The 26,887-nt window shown below is 44.1% G+C and carries 25 protein-coding genes; 11 read left to right on the top strand and 14 right to left on the bottom strand.

Features of this window, described 5'->3' with window-relative positions; genetic code table 11:
- Position 1: 1 nt before the first annotated feature.
- Positions 2-637, bottom strand: a complete 636-nt coding sequence (locus AC1DQW_RS03555) for a TetR family transcriptional regulator C-terminal domain-containing protein (RefSeq protein ID WP_477452883.1) — start codon at positions 635-637, stop codon at positions 2-4.
- 108 nt (positions 638-745) lie between these two features.
- Positions 746-1,042 (bottom strand): thioredoxin, encoded by a 297-nt coding sequence (gene trxA / locus AC1DQW_RS03550; protein WP_295717750.1) that lies wholly within the window; start codon positions 1,040-1,042, stop codon positions 746-748.
- A 104-nt stretch (positions 1,043-1,146) separates the two neighbouring features.
- Here trxA and AC1DQW_RS03545 point away from each other — a divergent pair, with 104 nt between their 5' ends.
- Complete coding sequence (locus tag AC1DQW_RS03545) at positions 1,147-2,037, top strand: alpha/beta hydrolase (RefSeq protein WP_477452882.1); 891 nt, start codon at positions 1,147-1,149, stop codon at positions 2,035-2,037.
- 198 nt (positions 2,038-2,235) lie between these two features.
- On the opposite strand, the gene odhB is transcribed toward AC1DQW_RS03545, so the two are convergent.
- From odhB to msrA, 7 genes are all read right to left on the bottom strand, one after another.
- Complete coding sequence (odhB, locus tag AC1DQW_RS03540; protein WP_477452881.1) at positions 2,236-3,822, bottom strand: 2-oxoglutarate dehydrogenase complex dihydrolipoyllysine-residue succinyltransferase; 1,587 nt, start codon at positions 3,820-3,822, stop codon at positions 2,236-2,238.
- A 132-nt stretch (positions 3,823-3,954) separates the two neighbouring features.
- Positions 3,955-6,783 carry a 2-oxoglutarate dehydrogenase E1 component gene (locus AC1DQW_RS03535; protein ID WP_477452880.1) on the bottom strand — a complete coding sequence of 943 codons (2,829 nt, stop codon included), beginning with the start codon at positions 6,781-6,783 and terminating at the stop codon, positions 3,955-3,957.
- 232 nt (positions 6,784-7,015) lie between these two features.
- Complete coding sequence (locus AC1DQW_RS03530) at positions 7,016-7,453, bottom strand: hypothetical protein (RefSeq protein WP_477452879.1); 438 nt, start codon at positions 7,451-7,453, stop codon at positions 7,016-7,018.
- Positions 7,454-7,730: 277 nt separating this feature from the next.
- Positions 7,731-9,044, bottom strand: coding sequence for a DASH family cryptochrome (locus AC1DQW_RS03525; RefSeq protein WP_477402268.1), 1,314 nt, complete (start codon positions 9,042-9,044; stop codon positions 7,731-7,733).
- Positions 9,045-9,113: 69 nt separating this feature from the next.
- Complete coding sequence (locus tag AC1DQW_RS03520) at positions 9,114-9,218, bottom strand: DUF2256 domain-containing protein (RefSeq protein WP_477402267.1); 105 nt, start codon at positions 9,216-9,218, stop codon at positions 9,114-9,116.
- Between the two features lie 72 nt (positions 9,219-9,290).
- The gene (locus AC1DQW_RS03515) at positions 9,291-10,094 is read right to left on the bottom strand and encodes a 5'-nucleotidase, lipoprotein e(P4) family (RefSeq protein WP_477452878.1); all 804 of its coding nucleotides are present in this window, start codon (positions 10,092-10,094) and stop codon (positions 9,291-9,293) included.
- Positions 10,095-10,355: 261 nt separating this feature from the next.
- Positions 10,356-10,901 carry a peptide-methionine (S)-S-oxide reductase MsrA gene (msrA, locus tag AC1DQW_RS03510; protein ID WP_477452877.1) on the bottom strand — a complete coding sequence of 182 codons (546 nt, stop codon included), beginning with the start codon at positions 10,899-10,901 and terminating at the stop codon, positions 10,356-10,358.
- Positions 10,902-11,015: 114 nt separating this feature from the next.
- Between msrA and AC1DQW_RS03505 the strand changes: the two genes are divergently transcribed.
- Entirely contained in the window at positions 11,016-11,408 is a 393-nt protein-coding gene (locus AC1DQW_RS03505) for a DoxX family membrane protein (RefSeq protein WP_477402263.1), read from the top strand.
- Positions 11,409-11,698: 290 nt separating this feature from the next.
- On the opposite strand, the gene AC1DQW_RS03500 is transcribed toward AC1DQW_RS03505, so the two are convergent.
- On the bottom strand, positions 11,699-13,885 hold the full coding sequence (locus AC1DQW_RS03500; protein ID WP_477452876.1) for a TonB-dependent receptor: 2,187 nt from the start codon (positions 13,883-13,885) through the stop codon (positions 11,699-11,701).
- Between the two features lie 103 nt (positions 13,886-13,988).
- Entirely contained in the window at positions 13,989-14,306 is a 318-nt protein-coding gene (locus AC1DQW_RS03495; protein ID WP_477452875.1) for a DUF6660 family protein, read from the bottom strand.
- 549 nt (positions 14,307-14,855) lie between these two features.
- Between AC1DQW_RS03495 and AC1DQW_RS03490 the strand changes: the two genes are divergently transcribed.
- Positions 14,856-16,025: a hypothetical protein gene (locus tag AC1DQW_RS03490; RefSeq protein ID WP_477452874.1), complete on the top strand. Its 1,170-nt coding sequence runs from the start codon at positions 14,856-14,858 to the stop codon at positions 16,023-16,025.
- Positions 16,026-16,067: 42 nt separating this feature from the next.
- On the opposite strand, the gene AC1DQW_RS03485 is transcribed toward AC1DQW_RS03490, so the two are convergent.
- The 3 genes from AC1DQW_RS03485 to AC1DQW_RS03475 form a co-directional block, all read right to left on the bottom strand.
- On the bottom strand, positions 16,068-16,508 hold the full coding sequence (locus tag AC1DQW_RS03485) for a hypothetical protein (protein ID WP_477452873.1): 441 nt from the start codon (positions 16,506-16,508) through the stop codon (positions 16,068-16,070).
- A gap of 470 nt (positions 16,509-16,978) precedes the next feature.
- The gene (locus AC1DQW_RS03480; protein WP_477452872.1) at positions 16,979-19,315 is read right to left on the bottom strand and encodes a M1 family metallopeptidase; all 2,337 of its coding nucleotides are present in this window, start codon (positions 19,313-19,315) and stop codon (positions 16,979-16,981) included.
- Positions 19,312-19,902: a HupE/UreJ family protein gene (locus AC1DQW_RS03475; RefSeq protein WP_477452871.1), complete on the bottom strand. Its 591-nt coding sequence runs from the start codon at positions 19,900-19,902 to the stop codon at positions 19,312-19,314. The genes AC1DQW_RS03480 and AC1DQW_RS03475 overlap by 4 nt, the downstream gene beginning before the upstream one ends.
- A 66-nt stretch (positions 19,903-19,968) precedes the next feature.
- On the opposite strand from AC1DQW_RS03475, the gene AC1DQW_RS03470 reads away from it, so the two are divergent.
- The 8 genes from AC1DQW_RS03470 to AC1DQW_RS03435 all read left to right on the top strand — a co-directional run bounded on the left by AC1DQW_RS03470 (position 19,969) and on the right by AC1DQW_RS03435 (position 26,876).
- A complete protein-coding gene (locus AC1DQW_RS03470) occupies positions 19,969-20,445 on the top strand; it encodes a DUF6702 family protein (protein ID WP_477452870.1) in 477 nt (158 codons plus the stop codon).
- A gap of 239 nt (positions 20,446-20,684) precedes the next feature.
- Positions 20,685-21,905 (top strand): ATP-binding protein, encoded by a 1,221-nt coding sequence (locus tag AC1DQW_RS03465; protein WP_477452869.1) that lies wholly within the window; start codon positions 20,685-20,687, stop codon positions 21,903-21,905.
- Complete coding sequence (locus AC1DQW_RS03460; protein ID WP_477452868.1) at positions 21,902-22,402, top strand: hypothetical protein; 501 nt, start codon at positions 21,902-21,904, stop codon at positions 22,400-22,402. Before AC1DQW_RS03465 ends, AC1DQW_RS03460 begins: the two co-directional genes overlap by 4 nt.
- Before the next feature lie 153 nt (positions 22,403-22,555).
- Positions 22,556-23,029: an HAD domain-containing protein gene (locus AC1DQW_RS03455; RefSeq protein WP_477452867.1), complete on the top strand. Its 474-nt coding sequence runs from the start codon at positions 22,556-22,558 to the stop codon at positions 23,027-23,029.
- A gap of 195 nt (positions 23,030-23,224) precedes the next feature.
- Positions 23,225-23,962, top strand: a complete 738-nt coding sequence (locus AC1DQW_RS03450) for a hypothetical protein (RefSeq protein WP_477452866.1) — start codon at positions 23,225-23,227, stop codon at positions 23,960-23,962.
- Between the two features lie 75 nt (positions 23,963-24,037).
- Entirely contained in the window at positions 24,038-24,817 is a 780-nt protein-coding gene (locus AC1DQW_RS03445; RefSeq protein ID WP_477452865.1) for a hypothetical protein, read from the top strand.
- A 628-nt stretch (positions 24,818-25,445) separates the two neighbouring features.
- Positions 25,446-25,742, top strand: a complete 297-nt coding sequence (locus tag AC1DQW_RS03440; protein WP_477452864.1) for an ArsR/SmtB family transcription factor — start codon at positions 25,446-25,448, stop codon at positions 25,740-25,742.
- 30 nt (positions 25,743-25,772) lie between these two features.
- Complete coding sequence (locus AC1DQW_RS03435; RefSeq protein ID WP_477452863.1) at positions 25,773-26,876, top strand: NADH:flavin oxidoreductase; 1,104 nt, start codon at positions 25,773-25,775, stop codon at positions 26,874-26,876.
- Positions 26,877-26,887 lie beyond the last annotated feature (11 nt).

Below are 26,887 nucleotides of genomic sequence, written 5' to 3'. Positions count from 1 at the left end.
CTTAAATCCTGCCGTTTTTTACGAGGAATTTGCCATACTCAAAAAGGTTGTCGATAGGTGAGCGCTGAAACAAGTCGAACGTTACATTTACACCTTTTTCAATAGCCTCATCGGTTTTCTCGAACCCGGCTGAATTATCATTCACCCAAAAGTTTAGCACAAATACAAACTGAATCCACAGTGCATCCTTATAGCGTTTGCTGAAAAATTTTCGGTCGGTAAGCTCCGTAGTTTCAATGCCTTCTTTCAGGATTTCATCAGCAAAATTTTCATAAATATCTTTCAGGCGCTCAAAAACACGCGGGGTAGTAAATCCTTTAGGCTGTTTATTTATGGTGTAAATGGCAAAACTGCGACTGCCTTTTAGCAACTCAAAAAAACCGTAAAAAAATGATAAGGCCTTTTCACGGGCGCTATATTGCGCCCAAACTTCCTGGGCCCTTATTTCGGTCAGTGTTTTTGTGGCAAAACCAGCCCAAATAGATTGCTCTACCGCCTCAAACGAACCAAAAAGCTGGTAAAACTCAGCCTCGGTCATTTCATTTTGTTTAGCAAATATGTATACCGATTTTGGTTGCGAGCCTTCGGTAAGTACATAATCAATATATGCGTTCTGGATGCTTTCGATAGTTGCCATAGTGAGTTTGCTTTTAATATTATACGTTAAAGTTACATACATAGTATGAACTATTTGTCATGGAAGCCTCACGTAGCCCTTTCCCTTTTTGACAGGCAGGACTAAGGATTATATAAACATCTCTATCGTCCGTTGCAGGTCCCTGGCCTGTACAACGCCGCTTTGGCGCCATTTGGTTTGACCCTTTTGGAATATCATGAGTGTTGGCACACTTTGAACCTTGTAGGCGCTTGCAGCCTGCGGGTTTTTGTCGATATCTATTTTGATGATCTTTACCTTATCGCCAAGGGCGTGCTTTACATCCTGCAATATTGGTGGCATCATTTTACAAGGGCCACACCACTCAGCCGAAAAATCAACCAGTACTGGTATCTCTGATGCTATAATTTCCTGGAAATTTGCCATATTATTTTAGTTAACGATCTATGATCCTTTTTTATAACTATTAAGTTACATAAAAGTTTAAGCCAATGAACTTTGAAATATCAACTATAAACTATATTTACTTTATGCAAACAAAACTCGCCCTTTACCTATGCTTGCTGCTATTTGCAGCCCCATTTGCTGTATCGGCACAAGAAAAGCCTGCTGTGATCCCGCTTTGGCCAAAGGGTGCCCCCGGGTTCGAGAACCGGCGGAATGAACCAGAACAGGCAAAGGATTATTGGGTGAAGAACATCCATAACCCTTCGCTTACCGTGTTTTTACCCCCTGCAGGCAAAGCTAATGGCGCTGCCGTGGTAATATGCCCCGGTGGCGGTCATCGTTTGCTGGTTTATACAGCCGAGGGGGTAGAGCCAGCTAAATACCTCAACAGCCTTGGTATCACTGTTTTTGTGCTGAAATACCGCTTGGGCAGGGATACCCTTTCGCCCTATAAAATTGATGTGCATGCTAGGCAGGATGGCTATCGCGCTATGCGCCTGGTACGCAGTAAGGCAACTGAATATGGCCTGGATACCAACCGTATAGGTATGATGGGCTTTTCGGCCGGGGGCGAGGTTGTGGACATGGTAGCCTTTGGCGATGGCAAAGGCGATCCCGCTGCTGCCGACCCTATCGACCGCCTGAATGCGAAGCCGGGGTTGGTGATCCAGATCTATCCGGGGCCGCTGTATATACCGGATGTGATCCCTGCGGATGCCCCGCCTGCCTTTTTACTTGCGGCCAATGACGACCCCTGCTGCGCCGTACCGGTGGTAAGCCTGCTGCAAAAGTACCGGGATGCCAAAGTGCCTGTCGAGGTGCATATTTTTACGCAGGGTGGTCATGGGTTTAATATGGGTAACCGCTCAAAGCTACAATCCATCAGCACCTGGCCGCAGCGTTTGGCCGACTGGCTGGCCGATAATAATTACCTCAGCCCGGTTAGTAAGGAGCGTAAGAAGGTTTTGCATTGATTATTTCCTAAAAAACTTCTTAAAGTCGTTTTTTAGCTATAAAATGTTATAAAAACGCTGATTATATCAATAAATATGCAAAAAAAGAGCAAAAGAAATCGAGAAAAATGAAGGGTTTTCCGCAATTTAAAAAGTTTTCTTTTTCATTAAAAAAGCCCGGTTTTCACCAGGCTTTTTTAATATCTATAATGGAGTAATTTATACCCCTAATAACAACCTTGCAGGATCTTCCAGTAATTGTTTTACACGTACCAGGAAGCTTACCGATTCGCGGCCATCAATGATGCGGTGATCATATGACAGGGCCAGGTACATCATCGGGCGGATAACCACCTGCCCGTTTACGGCAACCGGGCGCTCAATAATATTGTGCATACCTAATATGGCAGACTGAGGCGAGTTTAATATCGGGGTAGACATCATGGAACCAAACACACCACCGTTGGTGATGGTGAAAGTACCACCTGTCATTTCTGGAATGGTTAGTTTGTTTTCGCGGGCTTTGCCTGCTAATACAACAATTGCCTTTTCAATTTCGGCAAGGCTCATGCTATCCGCGTTACGGATCACCGGAACCACCAAACCTTTAGGGGCCGATACAGCTATCGAAATATCGGCAAAGTTGCTGTAAACAACCTCTTCGCCCTCAATACGGGCGCCAACAGCAGGCCAGTCTTTCAAAGCTTCGGTAACCGCTTTGGTGAAGAAGGACATGAAGCCCAGGCCTACGCCGTGTTTCTCTTTAAATTTATCTTTATACTTACCGCGCAGTTCCATGATGGGTTGCATATCCACTTCGTTAAAGGTGGTAAGCATGGCTGTTTCATTTTTAACGGCAACCAGGCGTTTGGCAACAGTTTTACGCAGCGAGGTCATTTTCTCGCGTTTTTCGCTTCTTTCGCCGGCTACAACAGGTGCAGCGGCAGGAGCTGGAGCAGCGGCCGGTTTAGCAGCTGGCTGGACAGGTGCAGCCTGCGCGCCAAGCGCATCGCCTTTAGTGATGCGGCCATCAACGCCGGTACCGTTTACACCGTTAGGATCAACGCCTTTTTCGGCTAATATTTTTGCTGCAGCGGGTGAAGGTGTACCAGATGCATAAGTTTTACCACCAGAAGTACCGGCGCCACCACCACGCGGCGACTCATCCGTAGCAATAACCACATCTGGTGTAACATGAACAGCAGCGGGCTTTGCAGCTGCTGCACCTTCAATGGTACAAACTACCGCGCCAATGGGTAGTACATCGCCTTCTTTGGCTATAGTTTTTAATATCCCGGCTTTTTCGGCAGTCAGTTCAAAAGTTGCTTTGTCTGATTCCAGTTCGGCAATGGCTTCGTCCATTTCAACGGCATCACCGTCTTTTTTTATCCAGCGCGATAAGGTTACTTCTGTAATAGACTCACCAACAGTTGGAACTTTAATTTCTAAAGAACCGCCACCTGTTGCAGGTGCAGGAGTAGCGGCAGGCGCTGCTTCGGCCACAGGGGCCGGTGCAGGAGCATTGGCTACAACTTCAGGCTGCGGCTGTGCTGCCGGAGCAGCAGCACCGGCTCCTTCTTCAATATTGGCAACCAGTGCGCCAATAGCTAAAGTATCGCCTTCTTTGGCAACTGTTTGTAAAGTACCTGCACGCTCGGCAGTAAGTTCAAAAGTAGCCTTATCCGATTCTAATTCGGCAATAACCTCATCCATTTCCACGTGATCGCCGTCCTTTTTAATCCAGCTTGATAGGGTTACTTCTGTTATTGATTCACCTACGGTAGGTACTTTGATCGCTAAACTCATATTTTAGTATTGTAGATTTTACTTATTATCGTTGCGGGTGTGAGGTTTGGGTTGCGAGTATCGTGTTGCGGGGTTCGGGTGCCGGGCTTTTCTTACCCGCAACACGATACCCGCAACCCGCAACCCAAATTATCAATCCGCTCCGGCATCAGCCATTTTTTTGGCTGTTTTTTTTATTGCTTGCTTTACCACTTTGCCCGCAGGCGCTTCAAATGCTTTTGAAACAATGTACAGCTGTTGCGCGGCATGTTGCTTGGCAAAACCTGTTGCTGTACTACTGCCTTCATTACGCGAGATCACATTCAGGTTAATCACCTTATCGTTATGGAACTTGCGGCAAATGTATGGCCATGCACCCATATTCTCCGGCTCTTCCTGTACCCAGAAAAACTCGGTTGCTTTATCATATTTGGCTTTTATCTTCAGGATCTGGGTAACCGGTGTTGGATATAATTGCTCAACGCGTACAATAGCTACATCATTGCGTTTATCAGTCTGTTGTTTCTCCAACAAATCGTAATAAACCTTACCGGTACATAGTAATACCCGTTTTACCTTTTTAGCATCAGCGTAAGTATCATCAAATAGCTCATGGAATTTACCGCTGGTAAAATCCTCAATCGGCGATACGCATTTAGGACTACGCAGTAAGCTCTTTGGTGTAAATATGATAAGTGGCTTACGGAAATCACGGTGCATCTGTCTCCTTAAAATATGGAAGAAGTTTGCAGGTGTAGTACAGTTTGCAACCTGGATATTATCATCGGCACAAAGCTCCATAAAGCGCTCTACGCGCGCTGATGAATGCTCCGGACCCTGACCTTCATAACCATGCGGCAATAACATTACCAAACCATTACCACGCTGCCATTTGGTTTCGGCACTGGCAATATACTGGTCAACAATGATTTGCGCGCCGTTAAAGAAATCGCCAAACTGGGCTTCCCATATAGTAAGCGCATTGGGGTTTGCCAGGGCATAGCCATATTCAAAACCTAAAACACCATACTCGGATAGCAGTGAGTTATAAATGCTCAGCTTTGCTTCTGTTTCTATAGTAGCAAGCGGCGTATACTCATCTTCAGATTCGGCCAATGTTAATACCGCGTGGCGGTGCGAAAATGTTCCGCGTTTTACGTCCTCGCCGCTTAACCTGATGGGGTAACCATCTTTTAGCAAAGTACCGTAGGCCAGCAATTCGCCCATAGCCCAGTCAAATACCCGGGTTTTGTTAACCATGGCATTACGGTCTTCAAACAGTTTTTCTATTTTTTTAAAAAATTCTTTGTTTGGCGGTAAGGTGGTTATTTTGTTACCTATTTCCAATAATTCTTCCTCCGGTACCGATGTTTCAACGGTGCGAACAAATTCTTTGTGACTGGCCAGGTGTAAACCGCTCCAGGCGCCTTCAAACATGGCAATGGTATCGGTAAACTTATCCTCAGCTTTTGATTCATCCAGCTTTTGCTGCAGCTCGTCCCTGAAAGTTTTCTCCATTGATTTAAGCAGTTCGGCGTCAATGCTGCCTTCGGCTATCAATTTCTGGTTGTAAATTTTCAACGGGTTGGGATGCGCTTCAATAGCCTTGTACAATAATGGCTGGGTGAATTTTGGTTCATCGGCTTCGTTATGGCCATAACGGCGGTAACAAAGAATATCAATAAACACATCCTCGTTAAATACCTGCCTGTACTCCATGGCCAGGTTAACTACATAGGCCAAAGCCTCCACATCATCACCATTTACGTGAAACACCGGAGATAGTACCGTTTTAGCCACATCGGTACAATAAGTACTTGAACGGGCATCTTTATAGTTGGTAGTAAAACCTATCTGGTTATTAATAACCAGGTGAATGGTGCCGCCGGTACGGTAGCCATCCAGTTTTTCCATTTGTAAAACTTCGTAAACAATACCCTGGCCTGCAACTGAGGCATCGCCATGGATCAATATAGGGGCTATTTTGGAATGATCGCCATTGTATTTAAAGTCGATCTTTGAACGGGTAATCCCTTCAACAACCGGGTCAACCGCCTCTAAGTGCGATGGGTTAGGACACAAGCTTAAGTGTACTTTTTTTCCGTTTGATGTAATTACATCGGTAGAAAAACCTAAGTGGTATTTAACATCGCCGCCAAAAGGTGATTCAGAATCAAAGTTTTTGCCTTCAAACTCAGAGAACACCTCTTTATAGGTTTTCTCCATGATGTTGGTAAGCACGTTTAAACGGCCGCGGTGAGCCATACCAATGATAAACTCCTCGATACCCAGGTCGGCGCCTTTTTTAATAACCGAATCCAGTGACGGGATCAGCGCCTCTGCTCCTTCGAGCGAGAAACGTTTTTGACCCAGGAACTTGGTACCCAAAAAATTTTCGAAAGTTACAGCCTCGTTCAGCTTATTCAGCATCAGCTTTTTCTCTTCATTGGTGAACGAAGGCGTATTGCGATGCTTCTCCATCCTGTCCTCAAACCATTTAATCTTGATAGGGTTGCGGATGTACCTGTACTCGGCGCCGATGGCCTGGCAATAGGTATCTTCCAGCAGCTGGCGAATGTCGCGCAGTTTGGCTGCACCCAGGCCAACCTCAACACCCGCGTTAAAAACCGTATCCAGGTCGCCATCGTTCAGGCCAAATGTTTCCAGTTCTTTACCAGGGTAATAGTGGCGACGCTCGCGCACAGGGTTGGTTTTGGCAAACAGGTGCCCGCGTGAACGGTATCCATGGATCATGTTCAGCACATTGATCTCTTTTAAAAAGTGATCGTGTGTTTCATCACCAATTGCCGGGGCTGCCGATGTTGCAACCGTGCCGGTCGCGTTGGTATTTAGGTTAAATTCAAAACCTTCGAAAAACTTTTGCCATCCATAATCTACTGATTCGGGGTCCTGTTTGTATGCTTCGTATAAGGAATTGATGTAGTCTGCGTTGCCGCTATTAATATAATTTAGACGATCCATGTGAAAATGATCTTTAAAACGGTACAAAAGTAAGCATATAGGCTTATATACTTCACAATTAATTGTAAAGAAATTTGGAGAGAAATGGTGTGGAGGTGTATTTAAGAAGGTTTCACGCGAAGACGCAAGGACGCTAAGAATTTCGTACTGGTTTGACTTGGGGGGAGATTTATTTGTGAGGTACTATATACTTGAATAAATTCTACAAATTCCTGAAAGTCTTTTGTCAATATCATCCTTTAAGCTTTTTTCTACTAACAACTGTCCTATCCATACGTTCATCCTTTTTTAAAGATTGAGATACAATAAAGGTTGCCGCTTCTACGCGCTTATGTGGTGGTTGAGATAACCAATATTCCAAATCACTCTGTTCATCATTTGCATCTTTCATATGAACCCTTCTTACAACCGGAACGATACTTCGTTTAGTTGCTGCAAAACTTTCACCCTGTTTGGGTTTGGCAATAATGTTTTTCCTTTCTATACGAACGGCATCGTTTTCGTAAGCTATCTTTTCTTTACTCAGATAATTATTGAGCGTATTGTAATTATAGCCCGGATAACTAAGGCAAAAGTTTTTCAGGTTGGAAAAAACCTCAAAGCAATCTTCTTTTTGATTTTTCCAATGAATAACTACTACTCTTTTATTCCTTATTAAGGACGCTTGCATAAAGCAAAAATAACAAATATGATTGTTTTATTTGTCACAATATTGAATTAACTTCTATTTGGCGCAGATAGCTGCCCTGGCCGAAAGCGAGGTGGACTGGTGACTTTATAAAAACAGCGGTAAAATCCGGAGACTCTGAAAGGGAAATGACGTTTTAAAAGATTTGTCATCCTGAACGCAGTGAAGGATCTATTCGCAGACTGTACAGGGCGAAGAAGCATGGCGGAGAGCAGATCCTTCACTACGTTCAGGATGACAAAAATTTTTTTTTTGCAACTTATGCCTCTACCAAATCACCCGCCTCATCTTTAAGTGATGATTGCCAGGTGTTCACAAAATCACTTTTGTTTTCCAGCTCTTTTTGGGGCATAGCGGCTATGGCGTATTTGCTTTCTTTGGCATCGTTTACGCCGGCTATAAAGGCCCAGTTACCCCAGTTACTGGCGGGCGAATAGTCTATCAGTTTTTCTTCAAAATAGGTGGCGCCTTTTGTCCAGTCGGCTTTAAGGTCGTTTACCAGGTAGCTTGCCGCAATTTGCCTGCACTGGTTACAAATGTAGCCGGTGGCATTCAGCTCATGCATGCAGGCATCAATAAACGGAACACCGGTTTTACCTGCCGTCCATTTTAAAAAGCCTTCTTCACCGGCGGCCGATACCACTGCTTCTTCCCCGGCTTTTTTTGCTTGTATAAATTTTTGCCCATGCTTTTTAAACATGAACCTGAAATAATCGCGCCAAAGCAATTCCAGTTTGAGCATAACACCCGGCGTGCTTCCCTCCTGACTATGTTTAAATATTTCCCAATATACCTGCCTTAGCGAGATACAGCCAATTGCTATCCACGGCGATAATTTTGACGAATTATTGATGTTACCACTACGGCCTTTTGATTTAACCGCAAGATCGGTTTTTGAAAAATATTTATGTAGTTGCAGCAGCGCGGCCGTTTCGCCCCCCTGGAAACAGTTTGTAGCCCGTGGATCATCCACAGGTTCTGTCAATCCTAATTGCTGTAAGGTTGGCAGCTCTCCTGCATCTGTAATTTCGGGCGTATAAATATGTTCGGGCGTTGGTACACAGGGGCGTACATTGCTATCGCGCTCCACCTTCTTTTTAAATACGGCAAAACTATCGGGAATATCTTTTATAGGGAAAGGCAGATCCTCCTTATGATATAGGGTATGGCCTATAAAATGCTTCAGGTTGAGCCTCATTTTCCAAAGCGCTGTCTCTACCTGCTCTGATATTTCGGTTTCTTCATAAGCCACCTCGCGGTGATGGTAAACCTCGTTCACCTGGTATTGAGCGGCCAATTGCGGAATTATCTCGGCAGGGTTCCCTATCCTGATGATGAGCTCGGCGCCATAACCCTGCAAATTTTTCCGCAAATCGGCAACGGCCTCTAACAGGAAACGAGCCCTGAAGCTACCTGTTTTAAAATTACCCGATGCTGTTTGCTGAAAATAATAGGGATCAAAACAATAAACCGGCAGTACTTTATCTGCCTTGCGTACGGCTTCTAACAAAATTTCGTTATCGTTTATGCGCAAGTCATTTCTAAACCAAACCAGTATCGTTCTATCACTCATCGTTAAACAGGGAGTTAACTGTATTTATGCAGGTTACAAATTTGCAATTTATTTGCCGTTTCTGCACATTTAGCAGCAATATTTGACATCTTTCCAACATTTTCCCGGTTTTTTGCGCCAATTGAGGGGCTTTTTGCAAACGGAACATGCTATGGAGCACCTTTTTGCATACAAAAACTAAATATAAGCTATCTGTGCCATTAATCCGAAATCCCCATCACAAAATGCCGGATATCTGAATAAAACCTACTTATCCGTCTTGATATTAGCTTTGATGACAGAATCCTTTTGAGCGTTTGTGAGCTTATAATTAAAGTGAAACAGTGCCCCCTCAAAATCGCCGTATGATGGGTTAGGGATTACAATATACCGGCTGCCAAATTCCTGCTGCAGCTTTTGCGTTGTTGCCACCCGGCTTTCTTCGGGTGGGTGATTATCATATAGCATATCAAAATCGGGCAGGTTATCGCCGCAAAGCAGCAGTATGTTATGCGTTTTTAACACATTTAACCGGCGGGCTTCTTTGCTTGATGTTGTTGTTTTTAACTGCAGGTGCGCATCATCGGCATTGGGTAAACCATACAATTGCAAATTTTTTAAAGTTGACGCCCGCTCGTTTTCGTTACGGTTGGTGATGTAAAATATGGTTATGCCTTTTGATGCCGCGTATTTAAAAAACGCAGGCGCGCCGGGTACGGTATCGGCAATGGCTTTATCCGTCCAACCTTTCCAGGTTGCATCGCTGTAATCCAGGTTCTGTAATGCCCTGGCGGCATCATAAGGACTGTTGTCAAGCAGGGTTTCGTCAATATCGGTTACAATGGCCAGCGGTTTGCTGCCGGGATTTTTTATGCCTTCATCAACCCGCTGCCTGGCTATATTATAGGCCTGGAAACACAAAGCCTTGTACTCCGCTGCCCTTTGCTGCCAGATAGACGCCCATGCTTTACCGCCGTTGGTGATAGAAAGAGCATTACCGGTAGCAGTTTTTTTTGTGGATGCGCAGGCTGTGAATAGCAAAATTACGGGTAGTAGGTGTATTTTTTTCATTGATGGTACATTCTTTTTGTTGCTCTTATATCGCATGGCGGAAACGACTCACCCCGACGAGGCTGCGCCCGTCACCCCTCTCTCCGCTTCGCGCATAGAGGGGCTAAAAATATAAAAAATGAGCTGCACCCTCTTTGCGGCGCAGCCGGAGAGAGGGTCGGCCAGCGTAGCGTAGCCGGGGTGAGTTTTAGCCAACGTTCAAAGCCAATGTCTGGGTATCGATTTTCACAAAATTCTGCAAACCAGCACCATAAATTAATTTTACAGCAATTCCGGCTTAATTTTATCCGTAAACTCTTTGGCAAATTTATTGAGTTTTGGCTGGATAACAAATGCGCAATATGATTGACCTGGATTATCGTTAAAATAATTCTGGTGATATGCTTCGGCTTTGTAAAACTTGCCGGCCGGGGTAATCTCGGTAACAATAGGGCTATCAAAAACCTTTTCGTCTGTAAGGGTTTTAATCATGGCTTCTGCCGCGGATTTTTGCTCATCGGTAGTATAAAATATAGCCGACCGGTATTGTGTGCCCACATCATTACCCTGGCGGTTAAGCGTTGTTGGGTTATGGGTTTTAAAGAAAACCAGCAACAATTCATCCAGCGATAGTACATCGGCATCATACTCCAGCGCTATTACCTCGGCATGGCCGGTGGTGCCTGTGCAAACCTGTTTGTAGGTTGGGTTATCCACATCGCCGCCCATGTAACCCGATGTTACTGACAGTACGCCTTTAAGTGATTGAAAAATGGCTTCGGTGCACCAAAAGCAACCGTTGCCGAAAGTTATTTTTTGTGTGTTCATTGTATTTGTGTCCTCAAAAGTAATGCCTGTTGAATGCCCTGGCACAAACAGTATTTGATTATGTCAATTAAATTACTAAACTTAGTGTTTAAACTTACATTTAACCTCAACATTATGAAAATTGCAGTATTAATTGCCCGCATATTGCTGGGCCTCATCTTTGTAGTATTTGGTTTTAATTTCTTTTTTCATTTTATCCCAATGGCGCAGCCTGCCATGTCAGAGAAAGCACAGGCCTTTAGTGGCGGCCTGTTTGGTTCCGGTTACTTTTTCCAATACATGAAAGTTATCGAAATTACTTCAGGCATCGGTTTGCTCATCAACCGTTACACTGCTTTGTTTGTGCTTGCTCTTTTTCCTATTTCGTTAAATATTTTCCTTTTTCATTCCATGCTGGCTCCTGCAGGTGTCCCAATGGCTTTAGGGATAATTATTTTAAACCTCTTTTTGGGCATAGCTTACTTTAAATACTATAAAAGTATTTTTACGGCGGTGCCAACTGTGTAAAGTTCATCGCACCTGGTAAACAATACCGTTATGCGTGATGACGGGATTCCGGTTCAATAAACATCGGTTTTGAACGCGGACTACGACTCACCCCGGCTACGCTGCGCTGGCCGACCCTCTCTCCGGCTGTGCCGCAAAGAGGGTTGAGCTCATTTTTTTATTTTTTTTAGCCCCCCTCTATGCGACGCAGTCGGAGAGAGGGGTGACGTCCGTTAGCTAACGGATCGTCGGGGTGAGTCGTCGCCGCCATGCGATATACATCATTCTCTCTCAGAAGTGAGCGGGCCTGGTTACAGCTTAATCTTAATCCCCCCGTTCACAACAAAGCCGTCCAAAGGGGCATATATATCCTTAAACACCGGGTTGGTTAGGCTACCGGTATAAATGGCGTCGAACTTTGTTTGCCGGGTATCGGTCAGGTTTTCAAAATTGATGAACAGGGAAAACCGATCCCAGATCTTTTCGGCCATCAACCCGGTTGTCCAGTAAGCCCTGCCTGTGGTGCCGTCATTTAAGCGTTGCGGACTAAAATAGTAGGCTTCCAATCCTATCTTTAACTTATTCTCTATTTCATAAACCAGTACGTTGTTCAGCCTGTGTTTAGATACTAAGGGATATGCTGCAATGTTGTTGCCGGTGTGCTGCGTTACATCGGCCAGCGTATAACCTATAAACAGTTTAAAATCGGCATAGGTTAGCTTCACATTAGTTTCCAATCCTTTGGTGTTCAGGTCGCCGCGGGGTTGCTGGTATTGGAGGTTACCATCGGGCAGCGATGCAAGCAGGATTGGCTTCTCTATCCGCGTATAAAAAAACAATTGATTAATGCTAAAACTCACCTTATCATCAAATAAACCTGTACGGTAATTCAGGTCATAGCTGGCGCCGTATGACCGTTCGGCAGTGGTGTTTTTAACGTCAACGGGCAATACATTTCTAAACTGGATGCGTTCGGCATCCTCTGTAAATACAGTAGGCGCTTTATAACCCAGGCCACCACCTAAACGGGTTGAAAAATGCGAATTGATCTTCAGCAAAGCAGACAAACGGGGCAGGAAGAAAAAGCCGTACCGGTTATGATAGTCGCCGCGTAAGCCGCTTTCAACAGTCAGCTTTTGTGTGGCATTCCAGGTGTTTTGCACAAAACCGCCTATGGTGCTGTAGTTGTAGCTCCTGAGCGGGAAGGCGCTATTTTTATCCTCGGCAAAGTTTTCTGATAAATAGTTTAATCCTGCAACCCAGTCAGACCTTTCGTTTGTACGGGAGTAAGTTGCTTCACTATAAGTTGAAAACTGGATCCCCGAAAAGCGGTAATCGGGCAGGTTGATAGCCCTGTCGAAATAACTTACACTGTTTTTAAATACCAGCTTTTCCCGTTCATTCAAAGTGCGGTCGAGCTCAACCTGTGTGCTGTACCTGCCTGTTTTATTTTTTTCATAATAACTGTGTTGCGCGTTGCCGTCGCCCTCAATATAATGCAGGTCGCCGCCAATACGGTTCTCTATAGTGCTGTTGATGCCGGTTACCAGGGTGGTTTTATCATCCAGGTAAAAAAACAATTTGGGGTTAAACGTAAACCTGTTATACTTTGGAATGGCGGTTAAATCGATATTGGCCGGGTCATAAGCGGCACCATGATTATAGGCTGCAAATATAGTTGCGCCCATTTTTTTAAACTTCTGCGCATAGAAACCGCTGGCATCCAAACCCAATGCCGAAGTACCGTTTAACAGAAAGTTGAGTTGCCTTTGATCGGTTGGTGTTTTGGATACCAGGTTAACCAGGCCTGCAATAGCGCCGCCGCCATACAACGTGGAGGATGAGCCTTTGATCACTTCAACCTGTTTCAAATCGAGCGGGGCAATTTGCAGCAAGCCCAGGCCACCCGAAAAGCCGGAGTACAGCGGGAACCCGTCCCTTATAATTTGTGTATACTTACCATCGAGCCCCTGGATCCGGATACTGGAATTATTACTGGTTGCCGAGGTTTGCTGCGTTTGGATGCCTGTACTTTCGGCAAGCAGCATGCGGATATCGCCGGGTTTCATGTTGGCTTTTTCGTCGAGTTCCTCGCCCGAGATAACCTCCACCCGGGTAGGAATATTGGCAATGGTACGGCTGCTGCGGGTGGATGATACGGTAACTTCGCCCAGCTCCTCACCTTCGCCACTGCCTTTAGCCTGGAGCAAAATTATCACGGGAGAGGATTGTTGAACCGGGAACGTTAAAGTATCCAGCCGGGTTTCGTAACCTATATAACTAAAGCGGATAACCTGCTTGCCGGCGGGTATATTTGTTAAGGTAATTAAACCGGCAGCATCGGTAGTAGCCCCTTTATTAATCCCCTGTATTATGGCCGTTGCACCAATCAGGGTTTCGTTAGTTTTGGCGTCTTTAATAATTGCTTTAAGCGTATCCTGGGCATACGCCATAGTGGTATATAAGAGTGCCGTAAAAAGCACTATAATTTTTTTCATGAATATGGAAATTAGTTATGTTGAAGCTAAAAGCAGAAAGCACAAAGCTTAAAGCTAACAGAATACAAAATGGCCAGCTGCTTAGCTGTAATGGTGGCTTGTATTAACTTATCTGCGGGGGTTGCCAGATGGAAAGGGCAACATCTTCGGTATATGGTCTGTTATAAGCAATAACATGCTTAACGGGTATTGCGGGCAATAAAAACGAGGTGTGGTCGATAGCTTTGGTAACGGTAAACCCGGTACATGAGCCGCACGCAAAAAATGGCGAGCAACCCTGGCAATCTTTCTCTTTGGGCGATGATTTGGCCGGGGTGTTTTTTGCAACAGCGTTTTTGATGCTACAATCATTATCGGCACAACATGGCTTTGCCGTAAGCAGCAGCACAACCAGGGCAGATATGTAGCATAGGAATTTCATTGGGGCAAAGGTAAATAATTTAGCGATAGGTGAAAGCCATGTAAGCAGGATGAATTTATTTAATAGATGAAGTCCTTATTCCTTTATCCTTTAATCCATACTCCAATAATGGCATTCCCTGCGGGCCGCGCTTTACGCTCATACGCGCACAAGGCCTTATCCGTTAGCTAACGGAGGTATCCGCTGCAATCGCTAATGCATTTGTCTGAATCAGAATTTTCAGAATTTTAGAATGTACAGAATTTCATCTGAACCGGAATTAAACGAATTTTTAGAATTTGTCGAATTTGCTTTTAAATTCTGTTAATTCTTTAATTCGTTTAATTCCGGTTCAGACAAAAGCGTTAGGGACAGCAGTGGATACCAGCCGCGCGATGGCACTGCGCACAGGCCGCGCCTAATGCTTTGTGCGCGTATGAACGGATGGCCCGGCCGCAGGCAACGCCATCATTATTCAGATAAAACTATTTACCCATTTGTATTAATTATGATTATCGTTTGACTTTTATCACATTTTTTTCTACGATATTACTTGTCCCAAGGAAGTTTATGAAACACCCCATCTACACTATAGAAATAGCAGAAGCTGCCAACCGCAGCTTCGAGTGGGAAGTGCGCAATTTTTTGCGCGCATGGGTGCATAACCATGAGGATAAAACGCTGCTCCAGTTTGATCAGCCATTGGATGAGTACCTGGCCAATGATGCCTTGCGGGATTTCTTTTTGAATACGCGGCATCCAATCCAGCGGTTGTTAAAAAATCGTCCTATCGCCTGCCACCTGGGCCGACGTGCACGGGCTGTTTATTTTGACCCTGTAAGCGGAGATCCCTTACTGGCCCCCACAGAACAGCGGATTTATAACCTTGCCCGCAGGATGGATAGCGAACGGATGCATGTTCCGTTCCGCTCGGTTCATCCTTACAAGCAGACTGAGGCGGGCGATACCGCGGATATCAGTACCTACCCCACCGGATCAGAACAAATCCGGTATAACAGCGGCAATCATTTTAGCAGCCGCCCGGCAAACGGGAATGTATTTGACGAAAACAGTAAGCGCTGCACGGCAAAATCAGCAGGCAACCTACACGTGCTTTTTAAACGTGGATTTTTGGAAGAGCGCTTACAGGATGTAAAAGTGCTTACAGCCGCCATGCATGAGGCGGGTGAAACACAGCCGCAATTTTTTGTGATCTACAGCAGGCATTCGCCCGAAGAGGGGCATTTTGGAACATCCCTGGTGATCATGGACCCGGCAAATCCCGATTTCCCCCGGCGTGTAATGGTTTGTGATACCCTGCTCAAGGAACTGCCCCATCACCCGCGCTGGTGGAATCATTTTATTACAGAATATTCGCATGTATTTGGCGAGGCGATATCGGAGATCGTAGAAGATCTTTCGCACCCGCTACAAAAGGTAAATATTAAGGGCGATAACCCCTATCGCCATGATTGGGACTGCCCCTACTACGCCACCAGCATGGCCAATGCCCTGGCCGACCTGGTAAAAAACAACCCGGAACTCACGTTAACAGGAAGCACCTATGATATCCACAACGCGATGAAAGCCATCATGCAGGATTACTACCACCCGGATCTCGAAATTAAAGACAGGCCGGGCATTCAACAGGCCAACCGCTTAAAGCGCTGGAAAAGCGGACGAGAATTGATTAAGGATTTGGTGAGTGAGATTAGCAGGAAATCGTCGTATGAGTTGTAGGTAGTTTTGCTTTAGTATTGAAATGCTTCATCCATGAGCACTTTATTTCGCCAATAACGATTGGCCGAAATACTCTTGAACAGTATTGTAAATTACATCATTACTGCCTGCAATCCAACTAACTCCAACTTTTAAATTTCGTCTCCCATCCACCATTTCGAAAGATAGGTAACTTCCATGGTAATAGTACCATGATATCTCGACAACGTCTTTCCAATAAATGGTACGGTCGGTTAAATAAAACACCAGCTTTTCAGCGTCAACTTCAAGTATGGGATAATTCCTGATGGCAGGAACGAGGCGGTATTTTATGATGTAAATAACTGCGTAAATTGAACCTACAACAGGAAGACCAAGAAATAACCAAATATTTATCTCATGACTGAGAATGCCCAAAACAAGGAAGCAAATGGTAAAGCAGCTAAAAATCGTTATACCCAATATAGGCCGGACTTTGGTGTAGGTAAAGGTTGTTGTTTCCATAATGCCTCAAAATCAAATGTAAACTATTTCATCGGTTGTTGAAAAAGACCCGTAGGTTCGGCGCATATATATGGGTCGTTCCTATGGAACTATTGGCTTGCGATATTCCGGGTCAACGGGTTGAAACCCGTTGCTAATATATGGGCCGTCCGCTATGCGGACTCAAAATCCCAAAATCTGATAAATCTGTTTAATCCCGGTTCAGACAATTTTTGCGTTAGGGATCGGCGCGGATACCGTCAGCCGGCTGGCTGATAAGGCCTGTGTAGTATGAGCATAGAGCCCGGCCGCAGGCAACGCCCCAATGCACATTACGCAACTACTTTTATTCAATCCATCGTGGATATAAACGAAATGATCGCAAGCTTTACTGGGTGGACCTGCACAGTTCGCGATTGCTTCGTGCCTCGCAATGACATGGCTTATATTACTAATAGCAAAGCCCCCAATCACATCGGGGGCTTTTAATATTAATTTGTTTTCCTGGCATCCTGCATCGGGTTACTGCCCGGTGTTGAGCCTCTTGGCAGTGTTTGTTGCTTAAACAGCTCGAACCTTGATGGGCTGTATTCCCTTGGCCAGCTGTTGTTGGCTTCGTCTATATCGGCCGTTTGGCGGTATGGGTCGAGCCTGATTGATTTTACCTCTTTGGTTTTGGCAAACACCTTGCTCACCTTAAATTCGTTTTTACGCCATATGTAAGCCGGGATATTGTCTATCTCCGTGGTACCATCGGCATATGTCCACTCAATAATGATGGGGCTCACCAGACCGCCTTTGTTGCTGAAGGTAAGCTCATAAAAATAACTTTTGCTATCGTACAGTTTCTTCTCTTCGGGAGTTAAGGCGCTGTACATATCCTGGTAGCTCTTGGTGGTCATCGGCGTTGCCGCAAAACGATCCCATTTGGTATAAAAATCCTGCAATGCGGTATCGGCCTCCACGGCAAAGCGGGTTCCGGCTGCTTTGTTGCGGGTGGTGCTGATATTCTCGAGGTTATGATCAAATGCGGCGCGGTCTGTAGCGCCTTCAACAGCCGGGTTTTTGGTATTTAAACGGTAATATTTTACGCTATCCAATGATACATCCACCGGTTCGGTTCCGTAAAACCATCCGCGCCAAAACCAGTCAAGGTCAACAGCCGAGGCATCTTCCATGGTACGGAACAGGTCCTCCGGTGTTGGGTGCTTAAAGGCCCAGCGTTTGGCGTAGGTTTTAAAAGCATAATCAAAAAGCTCGCGGCCCATTACGGTTTCGCGCAGTATGTTTAAGGCTGTTGCAGGTTTAGCGTAAGCATTAGGGCCAAACATGATAATGTTTTCGGAGTTGGTCATGATAGGCTCCAGCTGGTTCTTTGGCATTTTCATGTAATCCACAATCTTGTAAGCCGGACCACGCGACGAAGGGAATTTAGGGTCCCATTCCTGCTCGGCCATGTACTGGCAAAAGGTGTTCAGGCCTTCGTCCATCCAGGTCCACTGGCGCTCATCGGAGTTTACGATCATCGGGAAAAAGTTGTGCCCAACCTCGTGGATGATAACACCTATCATCCCATTCTTGGTAGCCTCGCTGTAAGTGCCATCTTTTTCTGCCCTGCCAAAGTTAAAGCAGATCATCGGGTACTCCATGCCGTTTGCGGCCTCAACAGAAATAGCAACCGGGTAAGGATAAGGAATGGTATGTTTTGAATAGGCGCGTAAGGTATGCGCAACAACCTTGGTTGAATATTTGCGGTAAAGCGGGTAAGCCTCGGGACCATAGTACGACATTGCCATTACCTTTTTACCGCCCTCTATCTGGGTACTCATGGCATCCCATACTATCCGGCGTGATGATACCCATGCAAAATCGCGCACGTTTTCGGCATGGAAAGCCCATGTTTTGCGGGCGCTTGCATGGCCTTTCATGGTGTTTTTTACCTCGTCTAAATTTACTACCTCAACCGGCGAGGTTGCAGACTGCGCCGCGTTCCAGCGTTTTAGCTGGGCGGCAGTTAATGTTTGCGCGTAGTTTGAGCACTGGCCGGTACCACCCACCACATGATCGGCCGGTACGTTAAGGTTTACTTTAAAATCGCCAAAGGTTAAGGCAAACTCGCCACTGCCAATAAACTGTTTGTTTTGCCATCCCTGGAAATCGCTGTAAACAGCCATCCTTGGGTACCATTGCGTCATGGTATACAGGTAATTGTTGTCCTCGGGAAAATATTCGTAACCGCCGCGACCGCCGATGGTCATCCTGTCGGATATATTATACCACCAGTTAACCTTAAACTTAAATTTTTGCCCATGCTGCAAAGCTACCGGCAATTCAATGCGCATCATGGTTTCGTTAATGGTAAAGCTAAGCGCACGGCCATTAACATCCTTTACGCTTTCAATATGGTTACCCAGGTCAAGCCCGGTGCCCATGATGCCCTGCAACTGGCGAATGCTCATTTTGCCCTGCATTTTGCTTTCATTCATTTTTGAAGCTTCCCCATCTTTTTTATGTTGATTTTCATCAAGCTGCAGCCACAGGTAAGTAAGTGCATCGGGCGAGTTGTTGGTATAGGTTATCGTTTCCGATCCATCCAAACGCTGCTTATCATCGTTAAGGGTGGCGTTGATGTCGTAATCGGCTTTTTGCTGCCAATATTGCGGACCAGGTGCGCCGGATGCCGAGCGATAACCGTTCGGCGTACTTAGCATGGTGCCCAGCTGCTCAAAACGGTTACCGTGATTGGAGCCGGGGTTGTTGTCGTGTTGTGCCCATGATGCCGAGGCCAGCATCAGGCATGAAAATAGAGCCGGGTAAAATTTATTCATCTGAATTTAATTAGAAAAAAACGTTCGATACACATTATAAAAGCAATTCCAAATATAGCCGACGAGAGGAACAGCGTCCAGTCGCGCCATGGTGTTTTGGTAAATTTGATAAGCAAATAAGAGATAAGTAACGCAGATATTACAATTAAAACCTGCCCAAACTCAAGCCCAAGGTTAAAAGCGAACAGCTGCGCGGTAATATTACTGCTGCTGCCTAACAAACTTTTAAGGTAGTTGGAGAAACCCATGCCATGGATGAGCCCAAAAAACAAGGCTAAAGAATAGTTAAGCCGCATGGTATTGGCTGTGCGTTTTTTATTGAGCACATTAACCAAACTGGTAAAAACAATAGTAACCGGAATCAGGAACTCAATAAGCGAAGTATTGATGTGAATGATGTTTAAAACGCTTAAGGCCAGCGTAATAGAGTGCCCAATAGTGAATGCTGTAACCAATACCAGCACCTTGCGCCAGTCGGCAAGCAGGTAGGTACCGCATAGTACAGTTACAAATAAAATATGGTCGTACCCCTCCCAGTTGCAGATGTGTTGCCATCCCAACTGGAAGTATAATGAAAAGTCAGTCATTGAGCTAATTCGCAATTGCCAATAAAAATAACGTTTTTTGTCGAAAATAAAATACCCGTGCGTTTCATGTTGCAGTTGATCATCATAAGCTGGTTTAGCTTTTTCCACCCCTTTTTTGTAAGCGTTACCACCATTAACCACAATGCCAAAAACCAAAGCGTTGAGGTAAGCTGCCGCATTTTTTACGACGACCTGGAACGCACCATCGAAAAACAATACAAAACGCCTGTTGATATTGTACACCCGAAGGATAAAGCCAAAATGAACCAGATGCTTAACGATTACATTAAAAAGCATTTGCTCATTAAAGCCGACAGCAAAGCGCTTAATTTAAGCTATGTTGGTTACGAGATACAGGAAGATGCCGCCTGGATTTATTTTGAAGTGAAAGGCATCAGCAAAGTAAAAAAAATTGATGTTCATGACGATATCCTTTTCAGCGAACATGCCGAGCAGATCAATATGCTGCACGTAACCGTTAGCGGCCAGCGCAAAAGCACCAAGCTGGATAACCCGGATAGTGACGCGGCGTTTGAATTTTAGGCTACTGATGTGATGCAGATGTGCAGATTATAGATTTCAAATGTGCAGATGATGTCTGATGCAATATAATAATATGTCATTATTTCGTAAATAAAGTCGCGAGTGACATAACGCGCAGGCAGCCACACAACACCTGCACTAAAGGGCTAAAGAGGGTAGAAAATTTTGGTATCTTTATGCGTTATTTAAATTACGCAGCTCACAGCTAATGCGTAAATTTGCATTGTATAAAAGAAATAATGAATAAAATACGTGTTTTAAACTTTGGGCCGATCAGGGCTGGTTACCATAGCGATGGTGGCTGGATGACCATCAACAAGGTTACTGTTTTTATTGGCAATCAGGGATCTGGAAAAAGTACTGTCGCAAAAGTGATTTCCACAATGACTTGGCTTGAAAAAGCATTGGTGAGAGGCGATTTTGGTGAGAAGGAATTAACGGCTGGAAGTTTATTTAGGCGGCATTTTTCTTATCAGAATGTAGATAGCTATTTTAATGATGATACGATTATTGAATACCAGGGACGGGCTTATCATATCAGTTATAAAAACAAGGCGGTACTTGTGCATAAAGTTAAAGGAAAAGATTATGTTTTTCCAAAGATTATGTATGTTCCCTCAGAGCGAAATTTTGTTAGTTCTGTGAGGAACGTTAATAAGCTAAAAGGATTACCAAGCACACTTTATACTTTTTCAGATGAGTTTTTAGATGCGGTTGGCACTTTAAAAGGCCAGGTAGAACTGCCTATCAACAAAGTTAAGTTTGAATATCAGAAACTGAATGAACTTTCATGGATAGTTGGTGAGGATTATAAAATAAAACTTTCTGAAGCTTCAAGTGGCTTTCAGTCCTTTGTTCCATTATTTATAGTAAGTAGTTATCTCGCAGAATCACTTAATAAAGAGAGCGACAATGCAACGAAGGAGATTAGTATTGAACAAGAACGGCGAATAAGAAAGCAAATACAAGATATTCTTACCAATCCAAATCTATCGGATGAGGTGAAGAAGAACTCGCTGGAATTCTTGTCATCAAGAACTACATATTCAGCCTTCATTAATATAGTAGAGGAACCTGAACAGAATTTATTTCCGACATCGCAACATCATATTCTTAATTCACTATTGCGAATCAATAAAGAAAATGACAACAACAGCCTGGTAATAACAACCCACAGTCCTTATATTATTAACTATTTAAGTGTAGCAATTGAAGCCGGATCAGTTTTGGCAACGCTTAATTCAGACGCTTTAAAAAATAAACTTGAGCATATTGTACCGGCAAATGCAACTGTTAAAGCTGATGATGTTTGTATTTATCAACTTGATGAAGCACGTGGTTCAATTACCGATCTGCCCAAATATGAGGGTATACCTTCTGACCGGAATTATTTAAATGAATCGCTGGCTGAGGGCAACAAACTATTTGATTCCCTTTTAGAACTTCAACAAGAACAATGAGTACTGACTTTTTAGGATCTAAATGCAATGAACTATCAAGAAAGGATAAACTCTTTGGACTTTGCGATGATCAGAATAGCGAGAAAGCGTATAGCGACACTGGCGATGATAAACAATGGATAGCCAAGGTCAATAACCCAAACGAAACAGAAATTATTTTTACGCCGATTGATAATTGTATTATCTTACACAAGCCCGGTACAAAAGACAAAGAAAGTACTTGTGATGGAATGCTGACGACAGTTAACACCTTATTCCTTGTGGAACTGAAAGAAAGAGGAACAGGTGGTTGGTTAGGCGATGCCGTCGGACAGTTGGAAAACACTATGAAATTACTCCATGCTAACCATGATTTATCTGCTTTTAGGTATAAAAAAGGGTTTGCTTGTAATAAAAAGCATCCAAACTTTACCGTGATTGATAATGAGAAGAATAAATGGTTTTATAAAACTTATGGGTTTCGCTTAGATGCCCGGGTCGAAATTGACGTTAAATAATTCAGCACATAGTACTTTTAGCAATTGCTGTTGCCCAAATTTAGTGACCTAATGCGCAGGCGGAAATCAATTGGACGCGAAGTATAACGACCTGGAAATAGAATTTGTAAATCAAATAACTTTAAGATAAACAATCAGTTGTAAATTTATCTCATGTTGATTTTATTAGATATAGATGGTGTATTAGTTCCTGCAAACTCCTGGAAAAAACCGGAGTTTCTGGCTGATGGATTTCCTGTGTTTAATTCAAGGTCTGTAAAAGCACTTCAGCGAATTCTGTCGGAAACAAATGCAGCTGTTTTATTAACCACTTCGCATAAGACGAAATATAATGTATCGCAATGGCGGGATTTATTAAAATTAAGGGGAATCAACCCTAAAAAAATACACCGGTTGACCACCAACAGTTTGCAAACAAGTCGTAAAGATGAAATATTGCAATGGTACACGGAAAAACATATACCCAACGAGGTGTTTGTAATTATCGACGATGACAAAATGTTAAATGATCTGCCCGAAAATATAAAAAACAACCTGGTGTTAACAAGCCCTTCAGTTGGCTTAACTGATGATCTCGCAGATGAAGCCATTTCTATTTTACAGAAAAACGCGTATCATTATCATTGATCATTAACGTCATTTTTTAAAATTCCAAATAAGACAAAAGAGTAACTCCCATCCCCTTTCAAATAGTATATTTTTTTTGTAACATAGCACCATGTCCCCACATCTAACTAAACAAAAAAGTTAAATACAAAAAACCGGCTGGCACAAACCATAACCAACAAAACTGCCGTGTTCGGCAAATCATTAAAAAACAGCATGAAAAAAATATTTATAGCGCTTACAGGTTTAGTATTGCTGGTTTCGGCGTGTAGCCAAAGGCAGCCACAGCAAAATAATGTAACTATTGAAAACAACACCACTGCCGGTTTCGACGTAAATAAGCTTGCCCAGTTTGTTAAAACCAGCACCGATCCGCAAACGCTGGAGAAAGCTATTAATAACCCTGCTAACCAGATAAACAACCTGGACCTGGATAAGGATGGCAATATTGATTACCTGAAGGTACAGGAAGCCGATAATAACAACCTCAAGGTAATTGATGACGTTAGCAATTCCGAATCGGTAACGGTTGCCAGTATCAAGGTTGGCCCTACGGACAATAACAATACTGCCGATATGAGTATACAGGGTAACCCAAGCTATGCGGGATATAATAACTATTACCATTCCTCATTTTCGTTAACCGATGTACTGATATTAAGCTACTTTTTACGCCCGCATAGCTATTATATGCCTATGTACCATTACGGGTACTATCCATCGTATTATACCCGCACCCGTACTTACACCACCTTCAGGCCAACCACCTCGTCGGCAATGTCGTCAAGAAGCAGCAGCCGGAGCAGCTTAAGTCAGCCCACGCGGTCGCAAAGATCGTTCGGTTCCCGCAATTCAAACAGCAGGGTAAGGAGCGGCGGATTTGGCGGCAGCAGATCAAACGGCAGCAGATCAAGCTTTGGGCGCAGCCGCGGCGGATTTGGCCGCAGGCGGTAAAATCATCTCCATATATCTAAATTTTTATAGATTTTTATTCACAAATTTTACAGAAAACCGCTCTGAACTATAGATATGGCTATCCAATTAAGAAAAAATACCGTTTTATCCGACGATAATAAAAAAACGTTTAAGGCAATCGTCCTTTTAAACGAAATGATAAATGGCAACCACCAATTTAGCGGCAGCGCTCATGGTGACGATGCCGCGCTGCAGCCTTTATTTACCGAACTTGTTGCCAACGGCTATATTATTACCTCGGGTTCCGGCTACCGGGTTAGTTCAAAGGGCCGGAGTGTGTTTGATACCTTTATGAAGCGTTATACCGAATACCTGAAGGTTTATGATGTTTTTTCATTTGTTGATCTTGAAAAAGGCGAGTTTGCTTTTGACAGCTATTTTGATTTTGATACCGATGACGCCTGGTTTGATTTCACCAACGACGAGCGGTTTGACGACCTGCGTATTGCAGTAGCCATGTTTAAAAAGGCAGATCCGGCAGAAATTGTATTCATGTCGTTCATCAACGAAAACAAGTTTGATACAACCGCGGCCGGCTGGCAAAATGATTTGATGGCAGATGATGCCTGGAACGAAATAGAAGAAATTTGTAATACCGCCATAAAACCCGAAGACGTGGGCAAAGATGCCATGGTAGATATGATAAACCAGGGATCGGAGCTGATGATAAGGCTGATGGAGGAAGAAGAAAAACAAAATAGCAACAGCAATAACGGAGGCGGCGGCACTACCACTACTACCGTTGTTGAAGAAGAAACGATAACATATTACGAGCCCTATTATGATCCGTATTATATATCGCCAATATGGCTGGTTCCTTTGTTTATTTGGTAATTAAGGATTGATTGCGCCCTGATAGGTCCGTGAAATACATATCCTGTCGTCATTGTGAGTATCCAGGGTAATCCCTGTAAAAAACAGCAATGACGGGTTGATTTCAGAACCCAACAACAACCATGTCATTGCGAGCGCAGCGCGGCAATCGCGAACTGTACAGGTCCACTATGCGATTGCTTCGTTCCTCGCAATGACATAGGCTGCATTGAAAAAATAACACTGGCAGTCAATACTTTACAATCACGTCATTATGAGGCACGAAGCAATGACGATCTATTTATCTATTTTACACACTATCCTAAGCGGTATAAGATCGCCTCAAAATACGATTTTATTGAAAATTTTGCATTTTATTAAAAAACTTAACACACTGACCATCAGCATAGAAGTGTTCCAGGCCCTACTTTATCAAAACTTAAAATACTGAAAATCAACACCAAGGCGTTCCACACCGTTCCAGTGCGTTCCACCGTTCCGGTGGAACAGTCAATCAGCTGCCAGGTCCTGAAATAGCTTTACCCTTTTGGGCGATTAATCCTGTGATTAGTTTACAGTCTTCATCAATCTAATGTCATCTCTACATTATTAATTGGAATATCGGGAAAAGTCGATATATATTTGTCCCATGGATCAGTTGGAGATATTTAAAGCATTATCGAACAAAGCCAGGTTGCAAATACTGCAATGGCTTAAGGAACCCGAAAAAAGTTTCCCCGAACAGGAAGGCGGTTTTGAAAACGGGGTTTGCGTGGGACAAATCCAGCATAAATCAGGGCTCACCCAATCTACCGTTTCCGAATATTTAGCACTCATGCAACGTACCGGCCTGGTTACCGCTACCCGCGTTGGCCAATGGACCTATTACAAACGCAATGAAGAAGCATTTGCAGCCCTGAGCAAACTGGTTGAATCAGAATTATAAACAAGCATTTACCATCTAAATACATATACAATGAGCACTAACAGCACTTTGTTCAGGCCGTTTAGCCTGAAATCATTAAATATCAAAAACCGGATAGTAATGGCGCCTATGACACGTTCATTTTCGCCAAACGGAGTACCAACTGACGGCGTTGCAGCTTATTACCGCAAACGTGCCGAAGGCGAAGTAGGTTTAATTTTATCTGAAGGCACTGTAATTGACCGCGTTTCATCGTCAAACGATGCCAACATACCACATTTTTATGGCGAACAGGCATTGGCCGGCTGGCAAAACGTAATTGATGGTGTACATGGCACCGGTGGCGCTATGGCGCCGCAAATCTGGCACATGGGCATAATGGACAACCATCATTCGGGCTGGGTTCCGTCACAGCCATTTGAAGGACCATCTGGCTTAAACAAGCCGGGCAATTACAATGGTAATACCATGACCGATGCTGATATTGCCGATACCATTGCCGCGTTTGGCCGTGCAGCTGCCGACGCCAAAAGGTTAGGTTTTGATTGCGTAGAGATCCATGGTGCCCATGGTTATTTGATAGACCAGTTTTTTTGGGATGCTACCAACAAACGTACCGATATATACGGTGGTAAAACCCTGGCCGAGCGTAGCCGTTTTGCGGTTGAAGTAATTAAAGAAGTAAGGAAACAGGTTGGTGATGATTTTGCCATTATCATCCGCCTATCACAATGGAAACCTGCCGAATATAATAACCTACTGGCTAAAACACCACAGGAACTGGAAGCATGGTTAAACCCTATGGCCGATGCCGGTGTAGATATTTTTCATTGCTCGCAACGCCGTTTCTGGGAAACCGATTTTGAAGGGTCGGACCTGAACTTTGCCGGCTGGGCAAAAAAGGTAACCGGTAAAGCAACTATCACCGTTGGTTCGGTTGGGCTTGATGGCGAATTCCTTAGCGCTTTTGCAGGTGCAAGCTCAAACCCAAGCTCATTAGATGAATTATTACGCCGCATGGACCGTGGTGATTTTGACCTGGTAGCTGTTGGCCGCCCACTATTGGCAGACCCTCATTGGGTACAAAAAATCCGCGAAGAACGTACAGATGAATTAAAAGGCTTTAGCAAAGAAGCTTTGATGGAGTTGGTGTAATTTAAAACAAG

This window comes from Mucilaginibacter sp. P5_A4 (assembly GCF_056400605.1).
This window is presented reverse-complemented; position numbering and strand designations above follow the sequence as displayed.